The 17430-nt window shown below is 69.8% G+C and carries 14 protein-coding genes and 2 pseudogenes; 8 read left to right on the top strand and 8 right to left on the bottom strand.

What is annotated here, in order from left to right; all coding sequences use genetic code 11:
• Positions 1-386: 386 nt before the first annotated feature.
• A complete protein-coding gene (locus OV079_RS34185) occupies positions 387-1223 on the top strand; it encodes a hypothetical protein (protein WP_267773518.1) in 837 nt (278 codons plus the stop codon).
• Between the two features lie 72 nt (positions 1224-1295).
• Here the strand turns inward: OV079_RS34185 and OV079_RS34180 are convergent, their stop codons facing one another.
• Positions 1296-2255: an NAD(P)H-binding protein gene (locus tag OV079_RS34180; RefSeq protein ID WP_267773516.1), complete on the bottom strand. Its 960-nt coding sequence runs from the start codon at positions 2253-2255 to the stop codon at positions 1296-1298.
• Positions 2256-2332: 77 nt separating this feature from the next.
• On the opposite strand from OV079_RS34180, the pseudogene OV079_RS59095 reads away from it, so the two are divergent.
• Positions 2333-2850, top strand: a pseudogene (locus OV079_RS59095) (GNAT family N-acetyltransferase).
• Positions 2851-2993: 143 nt separating this feature from the next.
• On the top strand, positions 2994-3998 hold the full coding sequence (locus OV079_RS34175) for an ornithine cyclodeaminase family protein (protein WP_267773514.1): 1005 nt from the start codon (positions 2994-2996) through the stop codon (positions 3996-3998).
• 30 nt (positions 3999-4028) lie between these two features.
• Here OV079_RS34175 and OV079_RS34170 read toward each other — a convergent pair whose 3' ends face one another.
• From OV079_RS34170 to OV079_RS34155, 4 genes and pseudogenes are all read right to left on the bottom strand, one after another.
• The gene (locus OV079_RS34170; protein ID WP_267773512.1) at positions 4029-4646 is read right to left on the bottom strand and encodes a hypothetical protein; all 618 of its coding nucleotides are present in this window, start codon (positions 4644-4646) and stop codon (positions 4029-4031) included.
• Positions 4647-4776: 130 nt separating this feature from the next.
• Positions 4777-5883: a PAAR-like domain-containing protein gene (locus tag OV079_RS34165; protein WP_267773509.1), complete on the bottom strand. Its 1107-nt coding sequence runs from the start codon at positions 5881-5883 to the stop codon at positions 4777-4779.
• A 105-nt stretch (positions 5884-5988) separates the two neighbouring features.
• On the bottom strand, positions 5989-7107 hold the full coding sequence (locus OV079_RS34160) for an AAA family ATPase (protein ID WP_267773508.1): 1119 nt from the start codon (positions 7105-7107) through the stop codon (positions 5989-5991).
• 31 nt (positions 7108-7138) lie between these two features.
• Positions 7139-7932, bottom strand: a pseudogene (locus tag OV079_RS34155) (RNA ligase family protein).
• A gap of 376 nt (positions 7933-8308) precedes the next feature.
• On the opposite strand from OV079_RS34155, the gene OV079_RS34145 reads away from it, so the two are divergent.
• From OV079_RS34145 to OV079_RS34135, 3 genes are all read left to right on the top strand, one after another.
• Positions 8309-8527, top strand: coding sequence for a hypothetical protein (locus OV079_RS34145; protein ID WP_267773503.1), 219 nt, complete (start codon positions 8309-8311; stop codon positions 8525-8527).
• Positions 8524-8871 (top strand): hypothetical protein, encoded by a 348-nt coding sequence (locus OV079_RS34140; protein ID WP_267773502.1) that lies wholly within the window; start codon positions 8524-8526, stop codon positions 8869-8871. The genes OV079_RS34145 and OV079_RS34140 overlap by 4 nt, the downstream gene beginning before the upstream one ends.
• A gap of 582 nt (positions 8872-9453) precedes the next feature.
• The gene (locus OV079_RS34135; RefSeq protein ID WP_267773499.1) at positions 9454-11769 is read left to right on the top strand and encodes a DUF4215 domain-containing protein; all 2316 of its coding nucleotides are present in this window, start codon (positions 9454-9456) and stop codon (positions 11767-11769) included.
• A gap of 13 nt (positions 11770-11782) precedes the next feature.
• Here the strand turns inward: OV079_RS34135 and OV079_RS56445 are convergent, their stop codons facing one another.
• The 3 genes from OV079_RS56445 to OV079_RS34120 all read right to left on the bottom strand — a co-directional run bounded on the left by OV079_RS56445 (position 11783) and on the right by OV079_RS34120 (position 14429).
• Complete coding sequence (locus OV079_RS56445) at positions 11783-12820, bottom strand: tyrosine-type recombinase/integrase (RefSeq protein ID WP_267773496.1); 1038 nt, start codon at positions 12818-12820, stop codon at positions 11783-11785.
• A gap of 65 nt (positions 12821-12885) precedes the next feature.
• Positions 12886-13062 carry a helix-turn-helix domain-containing protein gene (locus tag OV079_RS34125; protein WP_267712136.1) on the bottom strand — a complete coding sequence of 59 codons (177 nt, stop codon included), beginning with the start codon at positions 13060-13062 and terminating at the stop codon, positions 12886-12888.
• 305 nt (positions 13063-13367) lie between these two features.
• Positions 13368-14429 (bottom strand): hypothetical protein, encoded by a 1062-nt coding sequence (locus tag OV079_RS34120; protein ID WP_267773494.1) that lies wholly within the window; start codon positions 14427-14429, stop codon positions 13368-13370.
• 503 nt (positions 14430-14932) lie between these two features.
• On the opposite strand from OV079_RS34120, the gene OV079_RS34115 reads away from it, so the two are divergent.
• Together OV079_RS34115 and OV079_RS56440 are read left to right on the top strand one after the other, a co-directional pair.
• Positions 14933-16381: a hypothetical protein gene (locus tag OV079_RS34115; protein WP_267773492.1), complete on the top strand. Its 1449-nt coding sequence runs from the start codon at positions 14933-14935 to the stop codon at positions 16379-16381.
• 565 nt (positions 16382-16946) lie between these two features.
• Positions 16947-17396: a helix-turn-helix domain-containing protein gene (locus tag OV079_RS56440; RefSeq protein ID WP_267773489.1), complete on the top strand. Its 450-nt coding sequence runs from the start codon at positions 16947-16949 to the stop codon at positions 17394-17396.
• Positions 17397-17430: the final 34 nt, after the last annotated feature.

The raw sequence follows: 17430 nt of genomic DNA, 5'->3' as shown, positions 1-17430 counted from the left end.
TTTAAAGAGGATTCGATCCCGCTGACGGCGATCGGGTCCGATTGACGTGATTGAGCCGCACGGTGGGCCGAAAGACCACGGGGCGATAATGCCCGAATGGGTGGTATCGATCGTCGCACCCAGCGGGCTCGAGAATGGCGATTTATAATACGCCGATCCGCGGCGAGGTAATGGCGAGTTACCGAATGACCGCTCGGAGGGCGACCGAGGCCGCGATCGACGCGGTGCGCCGGCCCCACGTCGCTGACTACCTGTAATCCGGTGTCGTTGTCCCCCGATCTGCCGCGCCAAGGCCGAGTCCGCCAGGACGGGCGGAGTTGCGCTTGCGCCGGGCTGGGCGGGTGTCAAGGTCAGCGGGTCGCGCCGGACGCGACTTGCGAGGCCACATGCACCGAAGTGCCGCCATTCTGTTTTCGGTCGCGCTGACCGCCTGCGACGGCGAAGCGCCGGCGCCCGCCGTCGCGGCGCCCCAGCAGGCCGCGCCGGCGCCCGCGACCCCGCCGGCGCCCGACGGGCAGCCGCGCGTGCTGGCGGAGCTCGACCTCGGCGGCGGACATACGGTGGTGTTCGAGGAGCTCGAGGCGGGGCTCATCAGCGTGGTCGAACGCGGTCGCGTCGACCACCCGCAGCAGGCAGTGACGCCCGAGCTGATGCGCGAGGGCGCGGCCGAGGTGTGGTCGCGGCTGGCGCCCGGCCGCGAGCCGCCGCCCGCGCTGGCCGCGGCGCTCGACCGCCAGGCCGAACGCGAGGTCGACGAGGTGTCGGCGTCGCCGAAGCCGGTCGCACCGCCGACCCTGCCGGCGGCCACGGTGTCGCCGACCCGCGACGACTGGGAGCAGCAGTGGTTCAAGGCCACGTTCTGCACCCGCCCCGAGCGCAGCCATTGCACGCAGGGCTGGGAGTGGGCCGAATCGACGTCGGACCTGAACTCCGGCGAATACGAGGCGGTCGCCATGCAGGGCCGCGAGGGCAAGCAAGACGCGACGTTCACCACCGACTGGTGGAAGTGCCGCCGCACCTGCGAATTCTTCGATTGCGACCTCGAGTGCTGGTGGGAGCGCGGCTCGACCGACACGATCAAGCCGGGCACATGGGTCGGCCGCCACTACGACAACGACCCGGGCCTCAAGCTCACCGGCGGCACCACGTACAAGGCGGAGATCACCGGGGCGACCGGCGCGCTCGTCAGCCTGCGGACGAAGTGGGAGCCCTGGCACGAATGAAGACGACGAATGATGGTGCTGTGAATGCGAGGCGCCCGGCGGTTTGACGATTCGGTCGCGCGTCGACCCTGATCAATGCGCCGCGAGGACGCGCTCGACCACTCCCCACGGGCCGCGCACCGGGACGCCCTCGCGCTCCTCGGCCGCGAGCGCGCGTCGGGCCGCCTCGGCGAACGACAGCCGGGTGCGGTGATCGATCAGCGCCCAGAAGCGGTCGCTCTGCGCCAGCAGGTCGTGCGTCAGGCCGACGACGATGTTGCGCGCCACGGACCAGTCGGCGCGGGTGACGAAGCGGACCCACAGCGACGACAGGTGCGGGGTGAGCAGCGGGACGTCGAGCGAGCGCGGCCGCCGGAGGCCCATCACCCGGGCCGTCTGCTCGAGGATCTGCTTGCCCGTGAGCACGTCCGGGCCGGGGATGTCGAACCACGCGCCGCCGGGCTGCTCGAGCGCGAGCGCCCGCACCAACGCGACCACGACGTCGTCGATCGCCACCGGCTCGGTCCGCGAGCGGAGCCAGCGCGGCAGCACCATCACCGGCAGGCGCGCGGCGAGGTCGCGGACGATCAACCAGCTGAGGCTGCCGTGACCGACGATCATGCTGGCGCGCAGCTCGATCGTCGACACCCGACCGGCGCGCAGCGCCTCGCCGACCTCGAGCCGGCTCTGCAAATGTTCGGACCCGCGGCCGCGCGGCGCGACCCCGCCGAGGTAGACGATTCGTCGCATCGACGGGACCGCGGCGGCCGCGGCGGCGAAGGTCCGCGCCGCCTCGACCTCGCGGCGGCGGAAATCGGCGCCCTCGCCGATCGCGTGGACCAGGTACAGGGCGGCGTCACAGTCGGCCAGCGCGCGGGCGCAGACGGCCGGATCGGCGACGTCGCCCCGGGTCCACTCGATCTCGGGCCAGCGCTCGCGCGCCCGGCGAACGTCACGGCTGAGCCCGCGGACCTGCCAGCCCGCGCGCAGCAGGGCCGGCCGGACCGAGCGGCCGACGAACCCGGTGGCGCCGGTGAGGAGGACCCGCGGCATCGATCGATCCATAGCACGCACCCGCCGGCGCGCCCGGCCGGCAGCGAGCTCGTCCCGGGTCGTGATACGGTGCCGGGGTGACGAACGCGAGTCGATCGTTGCCGGGCCCGAGCGAGCGGCTGGAGTTCCGCTGGTGGGCGCCCGACGACCTCGAGCTGGCGCGCGGGCTGTGGGGCGATCCGCGGGTGACGGCCAGGATCGCCGGGGAGCCGTTCACTGCGACGGAGATCGCCGCGCGCCTGGCCCGCGAGATCGATCAGGGCCAGGCGCACGGGGTGCAGTACTGGCCGGTGTTCCTCCGCGACGACGGGTCGCACGTCGGCTGTTGCGGGCTCAGGCCGCACACGCCACAGGTCTACGAGCTCGGTTTCACCTCCGCAGCGCCTTCTGGGGTCGCGGCCTGGCGGGCGAGGCCGCGGCCGCCGCCGTCGCCTTCGCGTTCGGCCCGCTCGCCGCGCGGGGCCTGTTCGCCGGCCATCACCCCGACAACGCCGCGTCGCGTCGGGCGCTGCTGCGATTGGGCTTTCGTCACACCCACGACGAATTGTATCCACCGACGGGGGCTCTGCATCCGTCGTATCGGCGGGACCCCTGATACGATTGCCGACGTCGGCGAATCGTCGCGCCTGCTGTCACGATCGCGTGGGGCGGATCCGCACTTTCCTGCTCGCGCGGCCCCGCGCTCGCGCGCGTGCGTGCTTGTGCCCGCCGCCCTCGCGTGCGACCGTCGCCCGGCCGATGACCACGGTGATTCTGACGCAACGCGAGATCCGCCATCTCCTGCCGATGGCGGAATGTGTCGAGCAGATGGCCGAGGTGTTGACCGCGCTGGCGCGCGACGAGGCGACGAGCCCGCTGCGCTGGGGCATGCGGCTCGCGGGCGGGGCGATCCTCGGCATGATGCCGGCGGCGCTGCACTCGCGGCGGGCGCTCGGGCTCAAGATCGTCGCCGTGTTCCCGCACAATCACGGCACTCCGTTCGATTCGCATCAGGGCCTGGTGACCCTGTTCGACGCCGAGACCGGCGCGCCGCGGGCGATCCTCGACGCCACCGAGGTCACCGCGATCCGCACCGCCGCGGTCTCTGCGGTGGCCACCCGCGCGCTGGCCCGCGACGGGGCCGACGACCTGGCGCTCCTCGGCGCCGGCACGCAGGCGTGGACGCACCTCGAGGCGATGCTGTGCGTGCGGCCGATCCGCCGCGTGCGAGTGTACAGCGCGACGCCGGCCAGCCGCGAGGCGTTCGCCCGCCAGGCCGAGCAGCGCTTCGCCGTCGAGGTGCGCGCGGTCGACTCGGCGCGCGCGGCGGTCGAGGGCGCGTCGATCGTGTGCACCACGACCTCCTCGCGCGAGCCGGTGCTGCTCGGCGAGTGGCTGGCCCCGGGGACGCACGTGAACGCCGTCGGCGCCTGCGTGCCCGCGGCACGCGAGCTCGACGCGCGCGCGGTGGCTCGCGCGCGGCTGTACGTCGACCGCTGCGAATCGGCGCTGGCCGAGTCCGGTGATTTCCTGCTGGCGCGCGCCGAGGGGGCCGTCGACGACGCGCACATCCTCGGCGAGCTCGGCGAGCTGCTGTGCGGCGAGTGCGAGGGCCGGCGCTCGGCGGAGGACATCACGCTGTTCAAGTCGCTCGGCCTCGGGGTCGAGGACGTGGCCGTCGCGCACTACCTGCACGGCCGCGCGCTCGCCACCGGCGTCGGCGTGCAGGTCGAGCTCGGCGGCCGCCGACGCCTCGGCGATTGAGCGCTCGGCCGCGTCGACGGCAGCTCGAAGCTACCGTCGCGGTGCCCACACGAGATTCTCGACCACAAGATGGGTCGAGGTGGAGACCATGCCGAGGAACTTGCGCAGGGAGCCGGGCGACGGGCCGCCCAGGTTGAACGGAATCACTTGCGGCGTGGGCCAGGCCGGGCTCCGGTAGCTGGAGAACGCGATCGTTCCGTCATCGTACAGCAAGCACAGCGGGCCACACGCAACGGGCACGTCGAATCCGCGCTCTGCGAGCAGAGGAGCGAGCGTTTGGGACGCCTCTTCCCCGTCCTCGGCGACGAGCAGCCCCTCGCATCGGAACGGCATGGGTCGAAGTCGATGATTGTCGAACACGGCCGAGGCGATGAGCTCCCGCAAGGTCTCGAATTCCGGCTCGAAGTCGTCCTCCTCCGGCCCCGCGACGAACACCGGGGCGTCCTGGTCGGAAGGGTGGGCGAGATCGTAGTACCGCAGCTGCGGCTGCTCCTTCGCGGTGTCGTTGGCGATGCACATCATTCCCGCGCGGTGCGGGAACACGCCGCGGATGTGGCCTTCGACGATGCTGCGAGCCGAGAAGTCGAGCGTTCCATAACCGATCGCGTCCCAGCCCTCCCCAGCCGGAGCAACAGCCAGCGGTAGCACCGGGGCAACTCACCCCCTGCGATCCCTTCGATGGCCGCGATGTCTGCTTCGGACGCGCTGCGCCAGCGTGAGCTCATTCCGGGGACCCATCGCAAGAGTAGCGCCTCGAGCTCGGGTTCGAGGTCGTGATCTAGGAGTGGCACGACTTGTCCTTATCGCAGAGGAGGAGCGGCAGCAGGGCGTCACAGGCCAAGCAGGGGGGCACGGTGTCCCCATGCTTGAAGACCTTGTCGGTGACGTACCTCCGCTGGTCTCCGGTGTCGTCGTAGTACGCGACGGGGTCGGCCATCGTGTCGCTGCCGCACCAGCGCTCGGTGAGCGCGCCAGGCAAGCCCTTGTCCTCCAGCAGCAGTAGAAGTGCCCGTGGCGCGGCGCAACTACCCGGCACGTTGACCTGGGGACCTGGATCGAGACCGTCTTTCGCTTGCTTGACGAAGTCCTCGCGTCGCTTTTTGGCAAGGGCGATGCTCTTGTCGAACGCGCCTTTGTTCTTCTCCATAGCCTTGATCTTCATGAGAACCGCCTTGGACGAGCCGTACGTCTCATACGCCGGGGTGAGATACCCCGACGCCGCCTTACCGAAATCACCAGATCGTTGCATGGTCGACCGCGCCGCGGCCTTGGTCTTGCCGCATCGACAATGAGCGACGGCCAGCATGTTGATCTCTTCCGCGGCGAAACCAGCGGCCTTGAGGGTCGACTCCAGGCTGGCGGCTTCGCCCTTGGTGGAGTTGCTCTCTTCGAGCTTGTGGCCGGTCTGTTTACAGTCGGGGCACGTCTCATTCCCTTCCACCACGACCAGGAGCGGCCCTTGGATGACCCCGAGCAATGTCGCCGAGTTCGGCGGGCTCCCGCTCGGCCCGCAGTTGTTCAGCATGGGATCTCCCAGCAGCTGCACGTTCTTGCCCTCGAACTTCACGTTCATCGAGCCGGGACCCGCGAACTTGGTGGGGCCGTGCGTGTTCGCGGAGAGCAAGCCTCCGCCGGTCGCCTTGCTGGCCGCGTCGCCCACGGAATTGAAAGAGGCGCCCTTGACAGCGACTGCTTGCCCCTCGACCATGACCCGCTTCGTGTAGCCCTTGGGAGAGTCCCCGCTCTTGCCGATGTTGGGAAGCGGTGTCGGCACGAACGGTGCGGGAGGGCCGGGCATCTTGCAGACGTTGGGTAACGTGGCCGTGGCCACCCCGCTGCTGCCCTTTGTCACCGGTGTCTTGGGCGCGTTGACGGATACCTTCACTGTTGTCTCCTCACGGGTGGGCGCGCAGGCTCTGGATAGGCGCACACCACGACGATCCGCCGGTCGCGGAGGTGGTTTCCAGGATAGCCGGGGGCCCGTCCGTGATCAATCGCCTTGCAAGATCCACTCGACGTGATGCGCCTCGGTCAGGTCGGGCGGTTCCCAGCGCGCCAGCATGCGCTCGATCGCCGCCAGCGGGACCTGGGCCTCGCGCTCGCGGTTCTGTCGCAGCACCCGGCGGTACGGCGTGTCGAGGAACACGATCCGCACGCGCGCCCCGTAGTCGGCGCACAGGTCGATGAGGCGGCCGCGCATCTCTCGGCTCAGGTTGGTCGCGTTCCACACGAACGACTGGCTGCGGCGCAGGTGCTCGCGGGCCTGCTCGCGGGCCGCCTGGATCACCGCGTGTTGCGGGCCCGTGTGTGACAGATCGAGCTCCTCGCGCAGGGCGTCGAGCGACACCACCGGCAGATTGAGGTTGTGCTCGATCCAGTGGTCCTTGCCGCTGCCGGGCAGGCCCGACATCAGCGTCACCTCGCAGCGCGTGTCGTCGTGGACCGCGAACCGCGGGTCGCGGTCGTCGCTGCGGAAGTACACGAATCGCGTGTGTGCGCTCGGGAACTTCCACGGGCCGTCGAGGCATTCGTGCTCGGCGCAGAAGTCGACGAACAGGTCGATGTTGTCGAGCAGCCGCTGCGGATCGCGGCAGATCCGTCCGAGCGCGTCGGCGCGGGTGAGCAGGGCCAAGTGGTCGCAGCGGACCGTCTGGCTGATCTGCGCCGCGCGGCGGCGGGCGTCGTCCTGGTCGATGAGGAAGAACGGGATCTGGTGCGTCCGCACCAGCGCCGCGATCCGTTCGCGCACGACCGGGTCGACGCCCATCTTCCACAGCATCGCGCGGACCATCAGCGCCCCGCGCGGCGAGTGGCCGGGCTGGCGGATCCGCCCGTCCTCGATGCGCGTGCACACCGGCTTGGCGATGTCGTGAAGCAGGGCCGACGCGAACACCACCTCGCGGTCGGCGGGCGCGAGCGCCTGCCAGTCGGGCAGGCCGACCAGCGCCTCGCACACCATCTTGGTGTGGGTCCAGACGTCGCCCTCGGCGTGGTGCTCCGGGTCTTGCGGGCACGCGGCCATCGGCGCGATCCACGGCTCGAAGAAGCTGTCCCAGGGGACAGCCGTCGAGACCGCCGGATCGGCGGGGCAGGGGTAGGGGAGCAGCATGGCGGTGTCCTCCGTCGGCGCGCCCGGGGCCTCACGCGGGGGCCCACAGATCGACGCCATCGGCGAGTTGATTGGGGACGATCGGGCGGTCGAGCCAGTGGCTGCCGCTGTCGAGGATCGCGTTGAGGAAGCTGGCACGGACCCACTTGAGGCGGGCGGTGACGCGGCCCTCCTCTTCGACCTTGATGTAGAGGCCTTCCATGTCGTCGAAGCCGTCGGTCTCGGCGACGACCTGGGCCGGCGCCACGCCCGAGGCTTCGCCGGCGGCGACCAGCCGGTCGCGCCATTGCGGGGTCTTGAAGCGCGACGGGCCGACGTGGCGGGTGATGTCGGTCAGGCGCTCGGGGTGGCCTTCCCACAGCACCTCGACCGAGACCACCGGCAGGCCGCGCAGCATCTCGCGGCGGCGCGCGGTCGACAGGAACTCGCCGGTCTCGCGGTCGAGGATGTCGAACTCCATGAAGTAGTGGGGCAGGGCGTCGTAGAAGCAGGTGTGCTTGGCGTACATCCATTCGCCGTACATCACGAAGCGCTCGCCGAGGGCCAGGTAGAGGTCGTCGGCGTGGGTATTGGCCCAGCGCTTGAGCAGGTCGAAGTGGCGCTCGCGGCCGCCGCCGGTCAGATAATGGCCGCGGCTCTGCAGCAGCATTGGCCCGACCCGTCGAAGCTGATGCCGGCGTTGCCGCCGTCCATCTTCTCCTCGACGACCACGAAGCGGCCGCGGACGTCGCGGAACGGCACCGCGTCGAGGTCGTGGTCGCCGTGCTGGAAGCGCGAGCCCTCGAGGTGCTGCGTGCGCGGATATTTTAAAATGGGCGGTGTCATGACGGACGCTCCTTCGCGCCGCCGGCCGCTCCCGCGAGGCCCCCGGGCCGCTCGCCTGTCGCGTCGCCGGCCTCGCGGCCCGGAGCGGGCGCGGAGCATTCGACGCAGGCCACGAATGGCGACTGCCGGGGACGGGGGAGCGCGCAGGCGCTCAACGGGCCGAAACGGGCATGAGGCGTGACCTCTAGGCGGGCGCGCAAGATGCCTCAACTCGCGCCCCCCGTCAAGCGACCACGAACCCGAGCGAGAGCGCCCGTGGATACAACATACAGTTTTTGGAGAACGACATGTCCTCATGAACATGTGTTTTGAAACAGAAATGCTCGCACCGCCCGCCGGGGTGCGCGACGCGTGAGGCCCGGCTACGCTGGGACCCATGTCACCGCCCACGGCAGAAGACGTTCGCATCGCGCTGGAAGAGCTGCGCACTGCCGACCGGATCTTGCTCTCGGTGGAGGGCACCACGCAACTGCTGAGGCGCCAGCAGGGCTTCGACTTGTTCGGGCTGCCGACGACCGACGGTCTCTTCGGCGACCAGACCCGCAGCGACAACGCCCACGCCAGCGAGAGCTGCTGGCGGCCCAGCAGGCCATGAACCGCGCGGCTCGCCGCCTCGGCCTCGACGTCGACCGCGACCCCGAGACCCTGAAGCAGTGGGGTCGGCTCGACGACATCTTCGATCACGTGTGGACCGACTTCCTCGCGCTCGGCCAGGCCGAGCACAACCTGGCGATCGCCGGCCGGGTCCGCAGCCGCGTGCGCGCCCTGTTCGCTCGCGCGTGCGCCCGGCACCCGCACGTCGCCGCCGCCGTCGCTCCGCTCGCCGACGACAGCGACGGCGCGGGCGACGTCGACCTGCGCCTGGGTACCGACCCGCGGAAGCTCGCGGTCGGGATCGCGCTCGTCGTCGCCGGCGTCGCGCTCGCCGTCCTGCTGTGATACCCGCACGATTCGCGGCGCGCGCTGAGAGTGTGCTCGCGGTCACCGCGTCGGGTCCTTCGCACGAGGGTGCGGGGTCGATCGGGACCAGCTCCTGTCGCATTTGACAGAGACAGTCGCCGCTCGTCGTCGCCACCATCGCGGCGCTCGGGCACCGGCCCGGAGTGGTGCAGCGCCGACTTTGCCCTCGCGGGTCGGGCTCGCGTCGACCCGAGCGGCGCCAGGCGCGACGCGGCCCGATCGGGACGCACGATCGAGGGGTTGCTGGATCTCCGAGACCAGCGGCGGTCGCTCCGGCTGACCTCATCGGGTGCTCCGGAGCCGGCCGGTGACCGCCGCGTGCAGGTCGTGGGCCAGCCGTTCGCCGTCGACGGGTGCTCCGATCCGCCACCTCACCTCGCCGAGCGCCGCGGTCGATCGTCGTCGCTTGCTGGAGCTGTCTGCGGCTCCGTCCCCGGACCCGCGTGCGTCGATGCACCCGGGCGGGTCCGCCTCGCGCCGGGGCGGGCAGTTGCCTGGCGACGAACCAGTCGGTAGCGTCGCTCAATGCGTTTTCAGACCTCTCTGTGTACGACCTACGCCTTGATCTCGGCGCTCGTGGTGGTCCCCGCCTGCTCCGACGACACGACCACGACCAGCGCCCAGCCCGATACGGAGTCGAGCGGCACCGATACGACCACTGCCGGCTCGACCACCGCGCCGTCGACCGACACGGCGCCGACGACGACGACGAATGTGCCGACCACCGGCGTCGGCATGACCGACAGCTCCACGACGGCGGGGACGATGACGGCGTCGACCACCGAGCCGAGCACGGCCACCGACGGTACGCAGACCGGGCCCGATACCACCACCGAGACCGGCACCGAGTCGACCGCCACGACCACCGCGGCCACCACGGCCACCGATACCGACACCACCACCGGCCCCGGCACGACGACTCTCGAGGTCGACCCGGTGTGCGGCAACGGCGTGCTCGAGGGCGGCGAGTCCTGCGACGACGGCCCCGAAAACGGCCCCGGCAAGGTGTGCAAGGCCGACTGTACGCTCAACGCGTGCGGCGACGGTGACCAGGGTCCGGGCGAGGAGTGCGACGCGGGCGACCAGAACGGCCAGCCCGACAGCAGCTGCACCGCCATGTGCGTGCTCAACGTGTGCGGCGACGGCATCCTTGGCCCCGACGAGGGCTGCGACGACGGCGCGAACAACGGCGACAACAACACCTGCACCTCGATGTGCGAGCCGAACGTGTGCGGCGACGGCCTGATCGGCCCCGGCGAGGCCTGTGACGACGGCAACGCGGTCGACAACGACGAGTGCAGCAACGACTGCGCGCTCGCGACCTGCGGCGACGGCAAGGTCGCGGCCGAGGAGCAGTGCGACGACGGCAACAACGTCAACACCGACGCCTGCACCAACTCGTGCACCGAGGCCACCTGCGGCGACGGCTTCGTCCAGGACAGCAACCTCGAGGAGTGCGACGCCGCCGAGCTTAACTCCGACCAGAGCGACTGCACCACCAGCTGCAAGGTCAACGTGTGCGGCGACGGCCTGCCCAACACGAACGGTCAGACGCCCGAGCAGTGTGACCTCGGCCAGGGCAACGGCCCCGGCCAGGCGTGCAACGGCGAGTGCGAGCTCAACGTGTGCGGCGACGGCGACAAGGGCCCCGGCGAGGAGTGCGACGACGCCAACACCGTCGGCGACGACGGCTGCAGCGCCACCTGCTTGCTCGAGTTCTGCGGCAACGGCATCGAGGAGGGCGCCGAGCAGTGCGACGACGGCAAGAACGGCGACCAGGACGACGGCTGCACCGACCAGTGCCTGGTCCCGTTCTGCGGCGACGGCCTCGAGCAGCCGAGCATCGGCGAGCAGTGCGACCTCGCGGCGCAGAACAACGACACCGGCGCGTGCACGCTCGGCTGCAAGGACGCCAAGTGCGGCGACGGCCTGGTCTGGGCCGGCCAAGAGCAGTGCGACGACGGCGCCAACAACGGCAACACCAAGGCGTGCAAGGCCAACTGCACCGCGCAGTTCTGCGGCGACGGCTTCGTCGGCCCCGGCGAGGCGTGCGACGACGGCAACCAGAGCAACGAGGACAGCTGCACCAACGCGTGCAAGCTGGCGACCTGCGGCGACGGCATCAAGCAGCTGAGCGAGCAGTGCGACCTCGGGGTCAACAACAACAACAACGGCGCCTGCACCCTGGCCTGCCTGCTGCCGAAGTGCGGCGACGGCTTCGTCCAGGCCGGCGAGCAGTGCGACGACGGCAACGGCAGCAACGGCGACGCCTGCCTCAACACCTGCAAGACCGCCAAGTGCGGCGACGGTTCGGTGTGGGTCGGCAACGAGGACTGCGACGACGGCAACACGGTCAGCAACGACGGCTGCAACAAGATCTGCCGGCTCCCGAAGCGGGTGTTCCTCTCCAGCCAGGCCTGGAGCGGCAACCTCGGCGGCCTGAACGGCGCCGACCAGAAGTGCCAGGCGCGGGCCAACGCGGCCGGCCTCGGCGGCACCTGGAAGGCCTGGCTCAGCGCCGAGAACGGCAACCAGAACCCCAACACGCGCTTCACCAAGTCGCTCCACGGCTACCACGGCCTCGACAACCTCGAGATCGCCCAGAACTGGGTGGACCTCACCGACGGCAGCCTCGACGTGCCGATCAAGCTCACCGAGTTCATGCAAACCCTCGACAGCGACGTGTGGACCGGCACCGATACCGGTGGCAACACCGCCAACAAGACCTGCCAGGACTGGACCTCCGGCAGCTTCGTCAATCAGGGGCGCGAGGGACAGAGCACCGAGACCAACGGCGATTGGACGATCATCGACCAGATCATCGGGGTCGCCCAGGTGTGCAGCGGCAGCAACCGCCTGTATTGTTTCGAGCAGTGAAAAGAAGGCGGATTTAGATTGAGCTTCCGAGCACTGACGAGTGCTCGGAAGTGCGTCTCCCCGACGTCTCCAAGGCGTGGATCGCGCCAGCGCTGCCGCGGCGACGATCGACGTAGTCGCTCGCGGTCTGAAGATCCTTGTGGCGGAGGTGGCTGGCGACAGCCGCCACCCCGCCACCGCCCTCGGCGATCCGCGTGCCGCACGACTTGCGGAGGACGTGGGTGCCGTGCCAGGGCAAGCCCGCGCGCTTCACGAGGACCTTCATCCACGACTTGATGTGATGCTCCTGGAAGTGACTTCCGTGGTTGTCGAGCACGAACGGGCCGCTCTTCGGAAAGCCGCGCAGCGTGGCGGCGAGGCGCATCGTCAGGCCGACCTCGTCCTCGGTCCTGCCCTTGGGGAGGTCGACCTTGTCCCGCACGAGGTTGTGGCGGATGGTCATGAGCCCTCGCTTGAGATCGACGTCCGTCCACTTGAGCGCGAGAATTTCTCCGCGCCGGAGACCGCCGTCGAGACCGAGCAGGACGGCGACGACGAACATCGGCCCCATCGCTTGAGCCGCGGCGAGCAGCGCGACCTGCTCCTGGTCGTCGTAGGCGATCGCGGGCTTGCGCTTCCGGCGGGGAATCTCGAAGTCCACCGGCGCGCTCTTGATCTCGTTCTCGGCGATGGCCCGGTTGAACACCCGGCGGAGGGTCTTGAGCACCTCGCACATCGTGTTGTGCGACTTGCTGACCAGCGACTTCTTGATCGCGGTGATGTCCTTGGGCGTCACCGCGTCGAGCCGCCGACGCGCCAGCACCGGGAGCAGGTACAGGCGCAAATGGACGTCGTAGTTCATCAGCGTGTTGGTCCCGAGACGGTCGGCCTGGCACAGGTCGAGGAAGGTCCTGGCGAACTCCTCGAACGTCGGGGGCGGCGGCTTCTCGGGCTCGGGCTCGGGCGCGAGGAGTTGAGCGAGGAGCTCTTGCTCGAGCGCCTTGGCCCACCGCTCGGCAGCGGACCTGCCGGTGACGGGGGCCTTGACTCGTTGGCGGAGCCTGCGCCCCACTGCGTTCTCGACGCGAACGTCAACTTCAAATTCATTCTTGGATCCCTTCCACGGGCGCAGCGTGATCATGGTTGACCTCCCGCGCTCGCACTTTTCGCCGAGAGCCATTGTGCGATGATCCGGGGGTCGAAGCGAAGGGTACGGCCGAGCCGGAGACCTCCCGGGATGCCGCCCCGCGCGTGCCGGGCGTACACTGCTCCTTTGCTCGTGCGGAGCAGTACGGCGAGCTCCTCGACCGTCATGAGCGGCGGCGGCAATTGTACGTCCTCGCGCGAACTCACGGCGTCCGGCGCCTGCGGACAGGCGATCGACTCGCTGCTGTCCGGAGAGACAGGCTGTCTCCGGCGAGCCGCTATATTGTAAGGATGCGTGCTCTCCACGAACCACCTCCGAAATTCAAACCACCGGCTTCTCCAATGCTCGACCCGACTTCCCGAACGCGCCGCTCACGGCGGCCCGGACCAGAGTCGGCTCTGGTTCATGACGCGAGGCAGCAAGGCTCGCGCCTCGGCCCGCATGAGCCTTTCAGAGCCTGATGCCGTCGTGGTCAGCCATGGCTCGCGGCCCTTCCGGCTTGGACCATCGCCCGCATGAGCAGTAACTCGTTCTCGATCGTGCTCACCCGCGCGAGCCCCGTCTGGTGGTGCTCCTCGTACTCTTCGGTGAACGCGCTGATGAGCCCGAGTGCCTGAACGACCTCGTCCTCCGTCACCACCGGCAGCGGCTCCGCGGGCTCGATCGACCCCTCGGGCACGTCATGCAAGTGCGGGGTTCCTGCCGCCATCTCCGTCTTCTCCGCGCTCGGTTGATCCACCACCGAGGTGTCGGCCTCGAGCGCCGTCGTCTCCACCTCCGCAGCAACGATGGCGGGCGCCGGCTTCGCGCGCTGCTCGATCTCCTGACGCAGGGCGGCCAGCTCCGCCTCGGCTCGCGCGAGGCGAACATCGAGCACTTCCTCATAGGCCCTCATGCGCTGGCGCAGCGCCGCGAGCTGGCGCTCGACGAGGCTGACGAGGGTTGGAGCTGCAACGTTCGGGGACGCGGGTACATCCGCCGACAGATGCCTCGTCGCTGAGTTGCCGGAGTTCGCTGCCCCCGCAGGCTGCCGCGCCTCGCGGGTGAACTCGGGACGGAAGCTCGGCTGCTCCGCCTCCCCGACGCCAGCGGCCGCAGCTCTCGCCGCTTGCCGCGCCTCGCGGGTGAACTCGGGACGGAACTCGGGCGACGGCCTGGGCTGAGCGGGTGGCGGCGTGACCAGCGGCCCGGTTGGCGTCGACTGAGCGCTTCCCGGGAATCCGAACTGCTTGGCCCACTGCTGAAGCAACTTCTCCGGCTCGGGCGAGCCGACTATCATCGAGGCGACCTGCTTGGCCTCGTCACTGCCGCCCATGAGCTGCGCGAGGGCCTGCTCGATGCCAGGGATCTTCAAGCCCGCCTGCGCCATCACCTCGTCGAGAGTGCCGGGGCTCGCCGTCTCCCTGGCGACGCGCTCCTGACGGTGCTTCTCCGCCTCGACGAAGCTGTTGGCGATCAGCATCGCCACCGAGATCCAGCTCGGCGCGCTGGAACTTGGCGCCTGCTGCAGTTCGACGCCGTCGAAGATTTTCATGGCTGTCCTCCTCCCCGTTCTGTTTGGGTGACCTCGTGCGCAGGCGGCCAATCCTGTGCAGTGCTCCCCCAAGTCGTTTGCTTCCTCGGCGACTACGTCCGGCGCGGTCCTGACAACCATCCACCGCATCGGCTCCACGCCTCCGATGGCACCAGCCAAGCCCAGCGAGGACCGATGTGCAAGACGGTTCAACGCTCTTTTTCCGCGCCGATGCGGGGCGGATTGTGACAGCTCGCCACTGCGCCGCGCCACTCCGCGCGCGACTTGGTACCCTAGCGGTGGCCGAAGATCCCCGCGAAGGGAGCGAGCGCGGTAACCCCAACATGGTTTTGAAGTGCGAGCTGCGACGGTTCCTGAACGCCTCCCCAGCCGTCCCGAGGGCCGGGGGTAGCATGGCGAGCACCAAACATGACGATATCGCTGACTCGCCGTCGCTATCAGCCACCAGCATCGGGAGTGTGCCACCGCCGCGCATGGACTCGTGTTAGCGTCGTCGTGCGGCGGTGGTGGGGACGGAATCGGACAACTGGCACATCGACCAGGCGATGCGGGAGTACCAGGCTCGCAGCGCTGGCGAGCTCGACCTGTTCATCGGCTCTACCGAGGCCCCGGGCGGCGCGATCGAGTACTGCGGCACGGAGAGCGACCAGGCGAATTGGACCGCCGCGTACGTCCGCGCCGAGGACGAGGCGCTGCTCCCCCTCGCGGTCGGCTCCTTCGCACGAGTGATCGAGCAAGTCACGCGCATAGACCGGATGGACACGCCGATCTGGGATCCGCGTCTCATGCCGCCGCCCGTCGTCGTCCTCGACGGCGTCCGCCACCACTTCCGACCGGCGCATGGCCGGCACCTGCTCGGCGTCGTAGAGTCGAAGCGTCGAGCGGTGCTCCTGGCGACGGTCGGCGAGGTGCTGGCGGTCGTCCACGTGGCTGGGCAGAGGAGGACGGTCCTGTTCCGTGGGGGCCCGTTCAGCTTCCGCGAGCTCGACGTCGACGCTCTCCTGCAGACGCGCCGCGATGTCCGGATCGGCGCAGCGGAGCCGAAGCAGGCAGCTCCAGCGATCCGCCCGCCATCTCCGGTCCGTGCCCATCACGCCCGCATCGTCGGCAAGCTGCGCGTCGATGTCGGCGAGGGACCGACGATGGACGAGGTGCTATGGTTCGGCTTCGAGGATCTTGCACGCCGCGCCATGTCGGTGACGCTGGGCGCGAAGAGGAAGCGGAAGGGCAAGACGATGGTGAGCTCGGTCGTCCGGGCCATCCATGGCGCAGTCCGCGTAGGTTGCGGCAACTTGCAAGGCGTGGCCGGCGAGCTCCTCGAGCAGCTCAAGGCGCTCTGCCCCGACTTGGGGATCAGCGTCGAGGTGTTCGGCGACGTCTTGAGGCTGCTCCACGCCACCGGGACCTGCCTTTTGGAGCAGCCGAGCCCCCGAACCTGGCGGATCCGCCTGGTCGGGTTGACGGACCCGCGCTCGCCTCTGCATCGGCGTTTCTGCGAGGAGACGGTAGGGCTTTGCCGCCTGGATGAAGCGGCCCCCCCACGCATCCCGAAAGGAGCGCTGGTCCTGCCGGCGCGATCGCCTCAGCCATCGATCCAGGAGGGCGATGCAGAGCGGGTGGCCAGACCTCGAGTGGCCGGCATGGTGCCGACAGACGAACCGGCGCAGGCGGCCCACCCGACGCAGGCGGCCCACCCGGCGCCTCAGGCCGACGCCGAGCCCGAGTTCGCGGTCGGGCCAGTGCATGAGGCGCTGCAGGCTGACCTGTCGCCGGCAGCCGAGCCGGTGCAGCAGCCGAGCTCCGACCTCGAGATGAACGCAGGACCGGTGGCCGAGTTGCCATCGCCTGGTCCGGCCCAGGTCGCCTCCACGCGCTGGCGGTGCCAGCGGAGTTCGACTTGCCGGAGATGTCGGCGCCGGCTGCCGCGGTCGTGGCGATGTTCCTCGGGATGAAGGAGAAGCTCAGGGCCGCAGCGATGGCCCGGGCGATCTTGCTGGTCGAGCGCGAGGAACTGCGGGCACGGCTTGCCGTCGCCGAAGCTCAGCGCGCCCGGCTCGCCGTCGCGATCCCACGGGTGAAGACACCGCCGCCGAATCCGAACCCCGCCAGCGAGGTCCCGCAGCCGACGATGCAAGCACCGCGGCCGAGCCCAGCTCGCCGGAGGAGGTTGCCTCTGCGCGTGACGGAGAGATTGATGCCCCCGGTCGAGTTGCGCGCGTCGACCCCCCGCGACGAGGCGCAGGTCAGGTGGCTCACCACCCAGGAACTGCACCCGGAGTCGCCGCCGGTCCTGCGCGCGCCGTTCGAGGTCGTCGGCTGGCTCGCAGGGCCGCGGCGGCTCCGCCTGGCTCGCCCGAGCCTTGCCGGGCTTTCGATCCCGATGGACGCGGAGCGTGACGGCGACGGCCGCAGTCGGCACGACTGGTCCGCCAACGACCTTGCTTTCTGCACGGCGTCGGCGACGCCGGTCGGCCCCTTGGCGCTCGGTTCGCTGGGTGCACGGGGTCCTCCCGGCTCGTGGCGCCGTGTCTCCAGCCGTGCGACGACGTCGGGCTCGTCACGTCGCCGGGCCGAAAGCGGCGCGGCGAATCCGATCCGCCGTGCGGCTGGGCCGCTGCCCCGAGCAGGAGTGCGATTGATCTGCGCGAGAACAAGCGCCTGCAGTACAAGGGCGTCATGCCGCAGATCATCCTTGAAAACTACAACCTCGAAGCCGCCGAGCGGCGCCTCTGCGTCGACGCGCTCGAGAGCGCCGGCAACATCGTCGGCGCCGCCCAGCTCCTCGGCATCACGCGCCACTCGATGAAGCGCCGGATCGTCAAGCTGCGCATCGATTGGCCGCGGCCGAGCGAGAGGCACGCGGTCGCCCCGTCGACCTTGCGACAGCATAGCGAATCGCGAGGAAGTTCGCAGCGATGCGGAAGCCACGCTCGGTGGTTGCAGCTCACTGCGGGCGTCCCCGACTAACGCCCAGCCGCCTCGATCCCCGCGTGGGCACCGA

This window comes from Nannocystis pusilla, assembly GCF_026626665.1.
GTDB classification, from domain to species: Bacteria; Myxococcota_A; Polyangia; order Nannocystales; family Nannocystaceae; genus Nannocystis; species Nannocystis pusilla.
Note: the sequence above shows the minus strand (reverse complement) of the source record. Positions and strands in the feature narration are given on the sequence as shown.

Excerpts from the sequence above, each read along its gene's own strand:
- OV079_RS34120 (WP_267773494.1), bottom strand. The coding sequence starts at position 14,429 with ATGAAAATCTTCGACGGCGTCGAACTGCAGCAGGCGCCAAGTTCCAGC.
- OV079_RS34185 (WP_267773518.1), top strand. The coding sequence starts at position 387 with ATGCACCGAAGTGCCGCCATTCTGTTTTCGGTCGCGCTGACCGCCTGC.
- OV079_RS34175 (WP_267773514.1), top strand. The coding sequence starts at position 2,994 with ATGACCACGGTGATTCTGACGCAACGCGAGATCCGCCATCTCCTGCCG.
- OV079_RS34145 (WP_267773503.1), top strand. The coding sequence starts at position 8,309 with ATGTCACCGCCCACGGCAGAAGACGTTCGCATCGCGCTGGAAGAGCTG.
- OV079_RS34160 (WP_267773508.1), bottom strand. The coding sequence starts at position 7,107 with ATGCTGCTCCCCTACCCCTGCCCCGCCGATCCGGCGGTCTCGACGGCT.
- OV079_RS34140 (WP_267773502.1), top strand. The coding sequence starts at position 8,524 with ATGAACCGCGCGGCTCGCCGCCTCGGCCTCGACGTCGACCGCGACCCC.
- OV079_RS34125 (WP_267712136.1), bottom strand. The coding sequence starts at position 13,062 with ATGACGGTCGAGGAGCTCGCCGTACTGCTCCGCACGAGCAAAGGAGCA.
- OV079_RS34180 (WP_267773516.1), bottom strand. The coding sequence starts at position 2,255 with ATGCCGCGGGTCCTCCTCACCGGCGCCACCGGGTTCGTCGGCCGCTCG.